Genomic DNA, 12,467 nt, shown 5'->3' with positions numbered 1-12,467 from the left:
GCGGTCCCGGCAGGGCGCGGGAAGGCGCCGCCGTGAGCATCGACACCACCCTGGGGGCGCTGGCCGCGGCCCTGAACGAGGAGGGCCCCGCCGTCGAGATCCTGCACGACGACGGCCCCGCGGGCCATCGCGTCGTCGTGCCGCAAGACGCTCCGGACGGCACGGCCGCCGTCGTGCGGACCTCCGGGTCCACCGGCACGCCGAAGCGCACCGCGCTGCCCGTCGAGGCGCTCGCCGCGAGCGCGATGGCCACGGCGCTGGAACTGAAGATGGAGGGCCAGTGGCTGCTGGCGCTCCCGCTGCACTACGTCGCCGGGCTGTCCGTGCTCAGCCGCAGTCTCTACGCCGGGACGCGGCCGTGGGCCATGGACCCGGCCCGCTCTTTCACGGCCGAGGCGTTCACGGACGCCGCGGCCGAACTCACCGACCGCGTCCGGCTGACGTCCCTGGTGCCGACCCAGCTGCAGCGGCTGCTCACGGCGCCCACCGGCGAGACCCTCTCCGCGTTGCGGCGGTTCGACGCGATCCTGCTGGGCGGCGGGAGGGCGCCGGATGCCCTGCTCGCGCAGGCGCGCGCGCACGGCCTGCGCGTCACCCTCACGTACGGCATGAGCGAGACCTGCGGCGGCTGCGTCTACGACGGCCGGCCCCTGCCCGGCGTCAGCGCGCGCGAGGAGGGCGGGCGCCTGTGGCTCGGCGGCGACGTCGTGGCCTCGGGCTACCTCGGCGACCCCGAGCTGACGGCCGAGCGCTTCCGCACCGACGCGGCGGGAACGCGCTGGTTCCGCACGGACGACCTCGGCGGCGTGGCCGGCGGCCTCGTGACGGTGCGGGGCCGCGCGGACGACGTCGTGATCACGGGAGGGGTCAAGGTCTCCGCGGGCGCCGTCCAACTCTGCGTCGAATCCGTGCCCGGCGTCGAGGCCGCGCTCGTGGTGGGGGTGCCCGATGCCGAGTGGGGCGCCGTCGTCGCCGCGGCGATCGTCGGAGGCGCCGCGGAGGACGCCGTCGCCGCGGCCGTGCGCGCCGAGCTCGGCCCCGCCGCCGTGCCGCGGCGGATCGCGCGGCTCGCCGCGATGCCGCTGCTGCCCAACGGCAAGCCGGACCGCATGGCCGTGGCGGCACTCCTGGCCGGGTAGCCGCGGATTTCCCCGCGGGCGGCGGCAGGGGGAGAATGGGACGCCGAGACCGTCCCGACCGAGAGGAACAACCGTGGCCACCGCCGCCCAATGGCTCGCAGGAGCCCGCCTGCGCACGCTGCCCATGGCCGTGGCCCCCGTGATCATCGGCACCGCCGCGGCCTTCGAGGTGGACGGCACGCTCCGCTGGGGACGCGCACTGCTCGCCGCCGCCGTGGCGCTGCTGCTGCAGGTCGGCGTCAACTACGCCAACGACTACTCCGACGGCGTGCGCGGGACCGACGACGAACGCGTGGGCCCGCTGCGGCTCACCGGATCCGGCGCCGCGAAGCCGGGGCACGTGCGCGCCGCGGCCCTGGGGTGCTTCGGCGCGGCCGTCGTCGCGGGCGGCGTCCTGATCCTCGTCTCCGGCGCCTGGCCGCTGATCCTCGTCGGCATCGCCGCCGTCGCCGCGGCGTGGGGCTACACCGGCGGCCGGCGCCCCTACGGCTACCTGGGACTCGGGGAGCTGTTCGTGTTCCTGTTCTTCGGGCTGGTGGCGACGCTCGGCACGACGTTCACGCAGGTGCTGCAGCTCAGCGGCCCCGCCTGGGTCGGCGCCTGCGGCACGGGACTGATTGCCACGGCCCTGCTGATGGCCAACAACGTGCGCGACATCCCGACGGACCGCGAGGCGGGCAAGCTCACCCTGGCCGTGCGGATCGGCGACGACGCGGCGCGGGCCAGCTACGTACTGATGCTGACCCTGGCCCTGGTGCTGCCGCTGGTGCTCGTGGAGGACTATCCGTGGCTGATGCTGGTGCTGCTCGTCGCGCCGCTGTGCGTCATGCCGTCGTGGACCATGCTGAAGGGGCGGGAACGCCAGGCCCTCATCCCCGTGCTCAAGCAGACCGGCATCGTGAACCTGATCTACAGCGCGCTGTTCGCGGCGGGCCTCGGGGTCACCGTCATGATGCGCCAGTAGGTCCGGCGGCTACGGCAGCCGGTCCTCGGCCGCCTCGTCGTCGAGCTCGACCGCTCCCTTGCGCCGGGGTCCCCGGCCGGACACCTTCTCCTTCAGGTCCTCCCCGGCGCCGAGACGCAGGCGGTTGAAGAAGAGGTACGTCACGCAGAAGGCCACGACGGCGGCGACCACGGCGGCCAGCCAGTAGTTCCAGCCAAGCCCCCAGACGAGCGGAACGAAGACGACGAAGAACAGGGCGAGCCGCAGAACGGTGTACTTGAAAAACTGCACCCCTTCATTCTACGGCGGCGGAACGCCGCAACCGATCTTCACTAGACTGTGTGCATGGTCAAGAACTTCATCGTGGCGGCCCTCGTGGCGCTCGCCGTCACGATCTACGCGCTCATCGAGTGCATCCGCACGCCGTCGTCCGACGTGCGCAGCATCTCCAAGCCGGCCTGGATCCTGGCCATCGTCCTGGTGCCGCTGGTCGGCGCGGTCCTGTGGTTCTGGCTGGGGCGGCCGCGTTCGGCCCGCCCGGCCGGCCCCGCGCGTCCCGGATCGCGCCCGTCGCGTCCGTCATCGCCCGACGACGACGCCGACTTCCTGCGCGAGCTCGAGCGCCAGCGGCGGAAGAAGGCCCGCGAGGACGAGGAGCGCCGCCGCGAACGCGAACTCCGCGCGCTGGAGGACCAACTGGAGGGCAAGTCCACACCGGCCGAGGAGCCCGAGGCGTCCGGCGAGCCCGCGGGGACCCGGGATGCGGTCGACGGCGCGGACGACGACGCCCAGACGCTCAAGGACCTCGAGGACCGGCTCCGCGACGATCGCGACGAGCCCAACGACCCGCCGGCACCGCCGGAGACCAGGGCTCCCGAGAAGTAGGCCGGGCGCCCGAGGAAGCGGCCGCGGCGCCGCAGCCCCACCACGCACGGCGACGGCACCCTTCCGGCTGCCGCACCGGGCGCTGGCCGCGGAAAGAGGCTCCTAGACCCCGGCGTAGGAGTGCAGGCCGTTGAAGTAGATGTTCACGACCGTGAAGTTGAAGACGATGCACAGATAGCCGATGATGCTCAGCCAGGCCGAGCGCGTGCCCGTCCAGCCGCGCGTGGCCCGCGCGTGCAGGTACCCGGCGTAGACCACCCAGATGACGAAGCTCCAGACCTCCTTGGTGTCCCAGCCCCAGTAGCGTCCCCACGCGGCTTCGGCCCACACGGCGCCGGCCATGACGGTGAACGTCCACATGACGAAGGCGACGGCGTTGATCCGGTACGCGAAGTTCTCCAGCGCGCCCGCGCTGGGGACCAGCCGGAGGAACGGGAGCTTGTCCGGCTTCCCCGCCGCGAGGCGCGTTTGGCGCTCGTGCTGGACCAGCTGCAGGGCGCTCATCGCGAACGTGATCGTGAACAGGGCCGACGCCAGCACGGCAATGGACACGTGGATGACCAGCCATGGGCTCTGGAGCGCCGGCACCAGGTGGGCCACCGGCGTCGGGAAGCCCATGGTCGCCGCGCAGAGCATCAGCGTCACGAGGCCGATCACGAACGTGCCCATGAAGCGCAGGTCCTTGCGCAGCAGCACCAGCAGGAAGACGACGGCGACGACGAGCGCCCCGGTGCTCAGGAACTCGTACATGTTGCCCCACGGGACGCGGGCGGCGGCGATACCGCGCGTGACGACGGCGACGGCGTGGATGGCCGCGGCGAGCCACGTCAGGGAGACCGCGATGCGCGCGGCGGACCGCTTGCCGGAGCCCGGCGCGTAGTCCATGGACTCGTTGACGAGCGGGGATCCGTCGCCGGGGCCGGCGGCGGCGCGGTGGCCTGCGGTCGGGGCCGGAACGGACCCGCCCGCGGCGTGCGGCAAAGCCCCGACGTGCGCGAGCTGCTCGGCCTCGGCAGCCAGCACGGACGACTCGATCTCGCGGATCGTCCTGCTGGACTTGGCCAGGTCCCAGGCGAACGCGATGAACGCCACGGCGTAGGCCATCGCGGCCAGCAGCATGAACAGGTCGCTGTAGGCACCCAGGTCTTCGTTGATGGACGGCATGATTCCTCGGTCTCCTAGACTTCCGGCCGGTCGGTGCCTGGCCATTCCCGCTCAAGGAGCGTGCGCAGCTCCCGGGCTTCCACCGAGACCCGCGGATCCTCGCCGCGGGCCAGAAGCCCGTACTCGATGATACGGCCGCCACCTGTGGAGCCGGTGGTCGCGGGGGCGACCTTCACCCACACCCGGCGGCGCGGGGTGAACAGGGAGACCCCCAGCCCCAGCAACGCGAGCGCGGCGAAGATGGCGACCGGGACCTTGCCCGGGTCGTGGTGCACGTCCAGTGCCACGTAGCGCTTGAGCCCGTCGAACGAGATCGAGCCCTTGCCCTGCGGCAACTCCAGGGTCTGCCCCGCGTTCAGCACCAGGCCGCCGGCGTCGAGCGTGCGGCTGTTCAACTCGGTCAGGCCCTCGGTGTCCAGCACGTAGACGTTCTGGGGCTCGCCCTCGTCCAGGCCGAGGTCGCCGACGTAGGAGTTCAGCTGGAGCTGCGGCTCGGCCGGGCTGGGGTCCATCGAGATGCCGATCCCGTTGGCCACGCCCGCGGTGGGCAGGAACAGGCCGACGAATCCGAGCTGGTCCGGCCGCGCGTCGGGGGCCTTCAGGACCACGAGGGACGTGTAGACGGCGTCCTGCGGCACGCCGACCACGGGACCCTGGAACGCGATGTCGCCATTCCCGTCCTTGACCGTCACGACGGGCGCGTAGCCGTTGCCCACGAGGTAGACGTCGGAGCCGCCGATGCGCAGGGGGTGGTTGACCTTGAGCTCCTGCTGGACGGGCTCCGCCCCCGGGGAATCCTTCGTGGTGACGCTCGCGGTGAAGTCGATGGGCTGCCCGAAGTGGGTCGTCGACTCGCGGTCGAACTCGACCTCGAACTTGTCCAGGACCACCGAGAACGGCGTCAGGCCGTCCTCGTCGAACGCGGTCCCGGGTGAGAACGAATCGTAGGAGACCAGGGTGTTGACGAAGGACTCGCCCTCCACGACCAGCCGCTGCCCGTTGTAGCCGAACGCCCCGCCGATGGCGACCGACGCGAGCAGCCCGATCAGCGAGGTGTGGAAGACCAGGTTCCCGACCTCGCGGACGTAGCCGCGCTCCGCGCCGACGGACGGCGATCCGCCCCCGGGCCGCTCCTGGACGCGGTAGCCGCGCTTCTTCAGCAGGGCGGCCGAGCGGGAGACGACGGCGTCCGACGTCGGCCCGCCGTCGGACTCGTCGGCCAGGGCGATCGTGCCGTGCTCGGGCATGCGGGACAGCCGGGCGGGCGTGCGCGGCGGCGGCGTGCGGACCGCCTGCCAATGCTTCTTGGCCCGCGGGATGACGCAGCCGATCAGCGACGCGAAGAGCAGCAGGTAGATCGCCGAGAACCAGACGGACGAGTAGACGTCGAAGAGCTGGAAGCGGTCGAGCCAGGGACCCACCGTGGGGTTGCTGTCCAGGTACTGGCTGACCAGGGCCGGGTTGACCGGGCGCTGCGGGAACAGCGAGCCGGGGACCGCCGCGACCGCCAGGAGCAGCAGGAGGAACAGCGCGGTCTTCATGCTGGTCAGCTGCGTCCAGGCCCAGCGGACCATGCCGAGCGGGCCGAGCGCCGGCAGCACGACGTCGTCGGACCCGCCCCGCGCGGGGCCGGGCTTCTCGGGGGTCTTTGTCGTGTCGATCAAATGGGCAACCTCACCTCGTTGGCGAACCAGTCCTGCAGTTGCGTCACCCACGCGCCCCAGAGGCCCGTGGCCATCAGGACGCCCAGCAGGATGAGCATGATGCCGCCGGCGCGCATGACGGTGCGCTGGTGGCGGCGGAAGAAGGCGAGCGTCCCCATGCCCCGGCGGAGCGCGACGGCGATGAGCAGGAACGGGAGCCCCAGCCCGAGGCAGTAGGCGAACGTCAGCGCCCCCGCCTTCGCGGGGTCGGGGTTCGCTCCGCTGCTCAGGGCCAGGACGGCGGCGAGGGTCGGGCCGATGCATGGTGCCCAGCCGAGTCCGAACGTGACGCCGAGGACGGGCGCTCCCCAGAGGCCGGCGGGGGGGCGGGCGTGGATCTTCCGGTCGCTCTGGAACCAGCCGAATCCCCCCATGAAGACGAATCCCATGAGGATCACGACCGCGCCGAGCGCCTGGGTCACCCACGCGCCCTGGAAGCGCATCCAGATCGAGAGCTGTGCGAAGAGCACGCCGGCCAGCATGAAGACCGCGGTGAATCCGAGGACGAAGAGTCCGATTCCGGCCACCATCCTGCCCCGCCGCTGCTCGGCGAGGTCCGCGCCGGTCAGGCCGGTGACGTACCCGAGGTAGCCGGGCACCAGGGGGAGAACGCACGGGGAGAGGAAGGAGACGAGTCCCGCGAGGACCGCCACGGGGACGGCGAGGAGCATCGAGCCGTCCTGGACCACCTCCGCGAAGGGATTGGCCTGTGCGGCGACGCCCAGCAGAGCTGTGGGAAGGACGGCACTCACGCCGTCTCGGCGACCCGGTCGGCGATGAGCGTCTTGAGCGTGCTCTTCTCGGCGACGCCGAGGATCCTGGCGGCGACCCGGCCCCGCTTGTCGATCACCAGGGTCGTCGGGACGGCCTGCGGCGGCACGAAGTCGGTCATTGCCAGGAGGATGGCCCCGTCGCGGTCCGGCATCGACGGGTAGTCGATCCCGAAGGTGCGCTCGAAGGCGGCCGCGGTCGCCTGCTCGTCGCGCACGTTGACGCCGACGAACCGGACCTCGTCCGCGAACTCCGCGTTGAGCTCCGCGAGGTGCGGTGCCTCGACGCGGCAGGGCGCGCAGGCGGCGTACCAGAAGTTCAGGACGGTCACCTGACCGACCCAATCCGCGGAATCCACCGCGTCGCCGTCGTACGTCGTCCCGGACACGCGGACCGCCTCGCCGCGGGAGTCCTGGGCGTACTCCTCGACCGAGCCGTCGCCGGCGATGTAGTTCTTGTTGTTGCCCGCCCTCGCCTGCGCCGCCAGGGGATCCTCGGCGGCGGAGCAGGCGGCCAGCGGCACGGCCGCGGCCAGCACGACGGCGTAGCGCAGCAGGGCGCGGCGGTCCGGGCGGGGAACGGGGGACGGCAGGGGCATGGGATCAGGCTCCGGGGGTGTTCGCTGCGTTGGCCAGGAGGTCGGCGCAGGGTTCGGTGTAGCGCACGGCGACCAGTCGCTCCCCCTCGAAGTCGAGGCTGGTCACCGAGGCCAGGGTGCATTCGCGGTGTCGCGGGTCGTGCCAGAGCGGCTTGTTCTCGGCCGCGCGGCGGGTCACCCAGATGGGCAGCTGGTGCGCCACGAGGATGGCCTCGGCCCCGCGGCCACCGATCTCGACGGCGGCGTCGCGGTGCTCGCGCACGGCGGCCATGACGCGCGCGACCTGCTCGGCGTAGGGCTCGCCCCACGACGGCCTGAGGGGGTTCAGCAGATAGGGCCAGTGCTTGGGCTCGCGGAGCCGGCTCTTGATGTCGGACAGACCCTCGAAGTGGTTGGCGGCCTCGATGATGCGCGGTTCCGTGACGATCTCGAGGTCCAGCGCGGCGGCCGTCGGAGCGGCGGTCTCCTGCGCACGCGTCAGCGGGGACGCCGCAAGGTGCACGATCCGCGCACCGGCTGCCCGGCGCGCGGCGAAGTGATCGGCGACGCGATCGGCCATGGCGCGCCCCAGCTCCGACAGGTGGAACTCGGGCAGGCGGCCGTAGAGCACCCTGTCCGGGTTGTGCACTTCCCCGTGGCGGAGTAGGTGGACCGTCGCAGTAGGCATGATTCCAGTGTCTCAAACGAAGCGGCGGGCACCTAAAACTGCCGGGTGACACCCCTCACCTGAACTTTTGGTTAAAAGTTCAAGAAAAGGGTAGATATATGCTTTTGCATGCTTTACCGTTGAGTTAACGGGATCGAACCCCGGCCACGCACCACCGAAACCCAGCGCATCAGGAGCAACCGTGAACAACACCGCAGGCACCACCACCACCGTCGTCCCCGAGGGCATGACCGCCGGCGTCTGGACCCTGGACCCGTCCCACTCCGAGGTCGGCTTCTCCGTCCGCCACGCGGGCATCAGCAAGGTCCGCGGGCACTTCACCGAGGTCGAGTCCACCCTCCACATCGGCGATTCCCTCGAGGCCTCCAGCCTGAAGGCGACCATCCAGGCCGCGTCCTTCGACTCCCGCGACGCCAACCGCGACGCCCACGTGAAGGGGCCGGACTTCTTCGACGTCGAGCAGTTCCCGACGCTGACCTTCGCGGCAACCGGCGTCAAGGCCGACGACGGGGACTACGTCCTCACGGGCGATCTGACGATCCGCGGCATCACGAAGACCGTCGACTTCGAGGTGGAGTACGCGGGCACCGTCGTCGACCCCTTCGGCGCCACCCGCTCCGGCTTCTCCGGCAAGACCGTCATCTCCCGCAAGGAGTTCGGCCTCACCTGGAACGCCGCACTCGAGGCTGGCGGCGTGCTGGTGGGCGACAAGGTGACCATCACCCTCGACGTCGCCTTCGTGAAGGCCTCCTAGCCCGACCCGTCGGCTCCGCCTCCGAGGCGGGACCGACGGAACTCGTCAACCGCGGCCGCGCCGCCGGTGAGTCCCGCGACTCCCCGGCGGCGCGGCTTTCGCGTGCGGGTTGGGGGGCGGGTCGAACGGCTGGGCCCTGCGCCGGCTCCCTGCGGAGGCGCGCGAAATCAGCCTTCCTGATGATGCCCCGGGCGGGGGCGGTGCCGTTATCGTGAGAACCAAGCCATCCGACGAGCCAGGAGGAACCATGAGCACCCCCGACGACACCCCGCAGGTCCCCGAGCCGCCGAAGTACGGCGAGCGCCTGCCCGAGGGGCAAACCGGCCAGCCTGACGCCGGGGGGCAGCAGGGCCAGTCCCCCTACGGCCAGCCCCCGCAGCAAGGCCAGGCCCCCTACGGCCAGCCCCCGCAACAGCAGGGCTACGGGCAGTACGGCCAGCCTCCGCAGCAGGGCCAGTCCCCCTACGGCCAGCCCCCGCAGCAGCAGGGCTACGGGCAGTACGGCCAGCCTCCGCAGCAGGGCCAGTCCCCCTACGGCCAGCCCGGACAGGCGCCGTACGGCTACCCGCAGCAGATGTCCGGTGACACCGGTTTCGGGGGCCCCCAAGGCCAGCCCGCTCGCCCGAAGGAGCTGAACATCTCGTTCTGGCTGATCATGGCCGCCGGCGCGCTGACACTGGTGAGCGGGTTGAGTGTCCTGCTCTTCCCCGACGCGGTCGAGTCGATGATCAACGACGCCATGCAGGATCCAGCCACGCGGGACGCGCTGCAGCAATCCGGGATCGATTCGGCCGGGCTGGTCTCCACGATCGCCACCCTGACCGTCGCGTTCTCGGTGGTCTCGGCGGCCATCTACGCGCTGATCGCGTTCTTCATCCGCAAGGGCAGCAACGGGGCGCGCATTACCGGAACGATCTTCGCCGCGATTTCCCTGCTGGGACTGCTTGCGGGCGGCCTGGGCGCCGTGACGATCCTCCTCGGCGTGGCCGGCATCGTGTTCGCATGGCTGAAGCCCTCCAGCGCCTATATCGCCGCGCGCAAGGCGCAGAAGGCCGGCGGCTACGCCAGGTAGCCGCACTCGGGCCCAAGCTCGCGTCATCCCGCGCGGCAAGACGCACGGCACGGCACGACGACATGTCACGACGGCGGCCGCGCGGACCCAGGTCCGCGCGGCCGCCGTCGTCTGCCACCCAGCGGGCGTGGACGGGACGACACGCCGGTCGCTAGGGCCCCGGCGGTCCGCCCTGACCGGCATGGCCGGCGTGGTAGGCCAGGATCTGGAGTTCGCGGGCCATGTCGACCTTGCGCACCTGGACCCCGGGCGGTACCTGCAGCACCACGGGGGCGAAGTTCAGGATGTTCCTCACCCCGGCGGCCACCACCCTCTCGCACAGGGCTTGAGCCGCCGCTCCCGGCACCGCGAGCACCGCCATGTTGACGGCATCGGCCGGCAGCAGCGTCTCGAGCTCGCCGGCGTCCCGCACGTCCAGGTCGGCGAACCTCCGGCCAATCAGTTCCGGCGATTGGTCCAGAAGCGCCACGAGGCGGAACCCGTTGCCCCGGAAGCCGCCATAGCCCGCGAGCGCGCGGCCGAGATTACCGGCGCCGACGATGGCGACGCGCCAGTCGCGGTCCAGGCCCAGGGTCCCGGAGATGAATCCGGCAAGTACGCCCACCTCGTAGCCGACACCGCGCCGCCCGAACGTGCCGAGCAGCGACAGGTCCTTGCGGAGGATCGCGGAGTTCACGCCGGAGGCCTCCGCCAGCACCTCCGAGGACACCGTTTCCGTGCCCTCCGCCGCCAGCGAGTCCAGCACCCGCAGGTAGAGCGTGAGCCGTCCCAGCGTCGCCTCGGGCAGGACCTTGTCGGCGGCCCTCACGACGTGAGCAGTCTTTCGAGGCGGACGGGATCGACGACCCAGAAGTCCCGCGGCACGCCATCGACCAGCAGGACGGGGATCTCCTCGGCGTGGCGCGCCAGCAGGGCGGGGTCCTCGTCGATGCGCCGCTCCGCCCACGCCACGCCGAGCCTCCCGGCGACTTCGGACACCGTCTGGCGGGCCGTGGCGCAGAGGTGGCAGCCCTCGCGGGTCAGCAGTTCGACGCGCGGCGGCCCCGGGTGGTGAGTCTCTGCGTCGGGGTCCATGGCATTAATCTACCGCCGCGAAGCGCGCGCGCCCGCCCCGCGCGACGGCGCGCGAACGGTGAGCTGGGTCACCCCCGGAGTTGCCCTAGACTGTGGCCATGCCCCAGCCGACCACAGGCCGCGCCGCCCCGCGCCCCGCACCCGTCGCCGAGGCCGCGTTCTTCGACGTCGACAACACCATGATGCGCGGGGCCAGTCTCTTTGCCGTGGCCCGCAAGCTGCACGCACGGGGGGCGTTCAGCTTCCGCCAGGGCGCGTCCATCGCCCTGAAGCAGGCGCGGTTCATCCTGCGGGGGGAGAACCTCGGCGATATCCACAAGGCCCGTGACGAGGCGCTGGCCCTGGCGGCCGGCTTCCTGGTCGACGACATGACGGCGTTGGGGGACGAGGTCTACGACGAGTTCATCGCCTCGAAGATCTATCCCGGCACGCGGGCGCTGGGGGAACAGCACCTGCGCGCCGGACGCCGCGTCTGGCTCGTGACGGCAACCCCGCTGGAGGTCGCGTCCGTCATCTCGAGCAGGCTGGGCCTCACGGGGGCGCTCGGGACCGTCGTCGAGCAGGACGCCGGCGTGTACACGGGACGGCTGGTCGGCGAGATCCTGCACGGGCCGGCGAAGGCGGTGGCCGTCCGCGAACTGGCGTTGCGCGAGGGGTTGGACCTGCGGCGCTGCTGGGCCTACAGCGATTCCTTCAACGACGTCCCGCTGCTGGAGGCAGTCGGCCACCCCGTCGCCATCAACCCGGACGCCCGGCTCCGCGCCCACGCGGTGCGGAACGCCTGGCCGGTCTACGACTTCCGCACCGGCCGCCGCGCCGCGACCTTGGGACTGAAGGCGGCGACGGTCTCCGGGGCTGCCTACGGACTCTGGCGGACGCTGGCGACCCTGCGGCGCCGCTGACCCGCGCGCCCCGAACACCACGGGGCCCGCCGCGCCGCGGCACCACCGGGCATTCCGTCCCGCGCCGCCCCTCGACCACCGGCGCGGACGCGCTGGGATGGCCAGGGGCCACGCACAACGACGGCGGGGCCGCACCCAGAGGTGCGGCCCCGCCGTCGTGCGGCTCGCCAGAAGACGAGCGCGCGCTACTTCTTGTTGCGGCGCTGGTGGCGGGTCTTGCGAAGCAGTTTGCGGTGCTTCTTCTTCGCCATACGCTTGCGGCGCTTCTTGATAACAGAGCCCATTGGTTCCTCACAGACTGGTGGTTGGTGACTTGATTCCGGCCGCGATCGACCGGCGACAGCCCACGCGGACGTTAAAACGTTCCCTAACAGATTACCTGTTCATCGGACGTGCTCGCACCACCGCCCCTAGGCGGTCTCCGAGGCACCCTCGACCCGCGCCGTCCGCAGGTAATCCTCGACGGCGCCCTCCGGCACCCGGTAGGAGCGGCCGAAACGGACGGCCGGCAGCTCCCCAGAGTGCACCAGCCTGTAAACCGTCATCTTCGATACGCGCATGACATCGGCGACTTCCGCCACCGTCATGAAGTGCGCGCTCGCGAAGTTTGCTGCGTCGTTCATCCCCAATATTCTCCTGTACTCCCCCAACGCGGATAATCCCCAAGCGGCCCGGCGCCCGCGATGCGGGTCCGTGCCGTCCGCTTTCAAGTCTAGTTGCTGGTGATACGAATGTGAAAGACGCCCGGACCCGCTGTGACGGCGGCGCCGGGCCGTCCCCGGTGTCGGGCCATCC

Annotated in this window: 16 protein-coding genes; 6 read left to right on the top strand and 10 right to left on the bottom strand. The window is 71.5% G+C overall.

Annotated features, from left to right (window positions below):
- Positions 1–32: 32 nt before the first annotated feature.
- Positions 33–1,139 carry an AMP-binding protein gene (locus ACETWP_RS09660; RefSeq protein WP_373972022.1) on the top strand — a complete coding sequence of 369 codons (1,107 nt, stop codon included), beginning with the start codon at positions 33–35 and terminating at the stop codon, positions 1,137–1,139.
- Positions 1,140–1,212: 73 nt separating this feature from the next.
- Entirely contained in the window at positions 1,213–2,103 is an 891-nt protein-coding gene (locus ACETWP_RS09655; RefSeq protein ID WP_373972021.1) for a 1,4-dihydroxy-2-naphthoate polyprenyltransferase, read from the top strand.
- Between the two features lie 9 nt (positions 2,104–2,112).
- Here the strand turns inward: ACETWP_RS09655 and ACETWP_RS09650 are convergent, their stop codons facing one another.
- Positions 2,113–2,373, bottom strand: coding sequence for a DUF4229 domain-containing protein (locus tag ACETWP_RS09650; protein ID WP_373972020.1), 261 nt, complete (start codon positions 2,371–2,373; stop codon positions 2,113–2,115).
- 54 nt (positions 2,374–2,427) lie between these two features.
- Here ACETWP_RS09650 and ACETWP_RS09645 point away from each other — a divergent pair, with 54 nt between their 5' ends.
- Positions 2,428–2,967, top strand: a complete 540-nt coding sequence (locus ACETWP_RS09645) for a PLD nuclease N-terminal domain-containing protein (protein WP_373972019.1) — start codon at positions 2,428–2,430, stop codon at positions 2,965–2,967.
- Positions 2,968–3,069: 102 nt separating this feature from the next.
- On the opposite strand, the gene ccsB is transcribed toward ACETWP_RS09645, so the two are convergent.
- The 5 genes from ccsB to ACETWP_RS09620 all read right to left on the bottom strand — a co-directional run bounded on the left by ccsB (position 3,070) and on the right by ACETWP_RS09620 (position 7,870).
- Entirely contained in the window at positions 3,070–4,131 is a 1,062-nt protein-coding gene (gene ccsB / locus ACETWP_RS09640; protein ID WP_373972018.1) for a c-type cytochrome biogenesis protein CcsB, read from the bottom strand.
- A 14-nt stretch (positions 4,132–4,145) separates the two neighbouring features.
- A complete protein-coding gene (resB, locus tag ACETWP_RS09635; RefSeq protein ID WP_373972068.1) occupies positions 4,146–5,705 on the bottom strand; it encodes a cytochrome c biogenesis protein ResB in 1,560 nt (519 codons plus the stop codon).
- Positions 5,706–5,791: 86 nt separating this feature from the next.
- Entirely contained in the window at positions 5,792–6,505 is a 714-nt protein-coding gene (locus ACETWP_RS09630) for a cytochrome c biogenesis CcdA family protein (RefSeq protein ID WP_373972067.1), read from the bottom strand.
- A 77-nt stretch (positions 6,506–6,582) separates the two neighbouring features.
- Positions 6,583–7,203, bottom strand: coding sequence for a TlpA family protein disulfide reductase (locus ACETWP_RS09625; protein WP_373972017.1), 621 nt, complete (start codon positions 7,201–7,203; stop codon positions 6,583–6,585).
- A 4-nt stretch (positions 7,204–7,207) separates the two neighbouring features.
- A complete protein-coding gene (locus tag ACETWP_RS09620; RefSeq protein WP_373972016.1) occupies positions 7,208–7,870 on the bottom strand; it encodes a histidine phosphatase family protein in 663 nt (220 codons plus the stop codon).
- 226 nt (positions 7,871–8,096) lie between these two features.
- Between ACETWP_RS09620 and ACETWP_RS09615 the strand changes: the two genes are divergently transcribed.
- Positions 8,097–8,624, top strand: coding sequence for a YceI family protein (locus tag ACETWP_RS09615; protein ID WP_373972066.1), 528 nt, complete (start codon positions 8,097–8,099; stop codon positions 8,622–8,624).
- 247 nt (positions 8,625–8,871) lie between these two features.
- Positions 8,872–9,696: a hypothetical protein gene (locus ACETWP_RS09610; protein ID WP_373972015.1), complete on the top strand. Its 825-nt coding sequence runs from the start codon at positions 8,872–8,874 to the stop codon at positions 9,694–9,696.
- 151 nt (positions 9,697–9,847) lie between these two features.
- Here ACETWP_RS09610 and ACETWP_RS09605 read toward each other — a convergent pair whose 3' ends face one another.
- Together ACETWP_RS09605 and ACETWP_RS09600 are read right to left on the bottom strand one after the other, a co-directional pair.
- Positions 9,848–10,504: a redox-sensing transcriptional repressor Rex gene (locus tag ACETWP_RS09605; protein WP_373972014.1), complete on the bottom strand. Its 657-nt coding sequence runs from the start codon at positions 10,502–10,504 to the stop codon at positions 9,848–9,850.
- A complete protein-coding gene (locus tag ACETWP_RS09600; protein WP_373972013.1) occupies positions 10,501–10,770 on the bottom strand; it encodes a glutaredoxin family protein in 270 nt (89 codons plus the stop codon). The genes ACETWP_RS09605 and ACETWP_RS09600 overlap by 4 nt, the downstream gene beginning before the upstream one ends.
- 98 nt (positions 10,771–10,868) lie before the next feature.
- Between ACETWP_RS09600 and ACETWP_RS09595 the strand changes: the two genes are divergently transcribed.
- Positions 10,869–11,672 carry an HAD family hydrolase gene (locus tag ACETWP_RS09595; protein ID WP_373972012.1) on the top strand — a complete coding sequence of 268 codons (804 nt, stop codon included), beginning with the start codon at positions 10,869–10,871 and terminating at the stop codon, positions 11,670–11,672.
- Between the two features lie 185 nt (positions 11,673–11,857).
- Here the strand turns inward: ACETWP_RS09595 and ACETWP_RS09590 are convergent, their stop codons facing one another.
- Complete coding sequence (locus ACETWP_RS09590; RefSeq protein ID WP_003792170.1) at positions 11,858–11,956, bottom strand: 30S ribosomal protein bS22; 99 nt, start codon at positions 11,954–11,956, stop codon at positions 11,858–11,860.
- Between the two features lie 126 nt (positions 11,957–12,082).
- Positions 12,083–12,295 carry a helix-turn-helix domain-containing protein gene (locus tag ACETWP_RS09585; RefSeq protein ID WP_373972011.1) on the bottom strand — a complete coding sequence of 71 codons (213 nt, stop codon included), beginning with the start codon at positions 12,293–12,295 and terminating at the stop codon, positions 12,083–12,085.
- Between the last annotated feature and the right edge of the window lie 172 nt (positions 12,296–12,467).

It is taken from the genome of Arthrobacter halodurans, assembly GCF_041877255.1.
Taxonomy (GTDB): Bacteria; Actinomycetota; Actinomycetes; order Actinomycetales; family Micrococcaceae; genus Arthrobacter_N; species Arthrobacter_N halodurans.
Note: the sequence above shows the minus strand (reverse complement) of the source record. Positions and strands in the feature narration are given on the sequence as shown.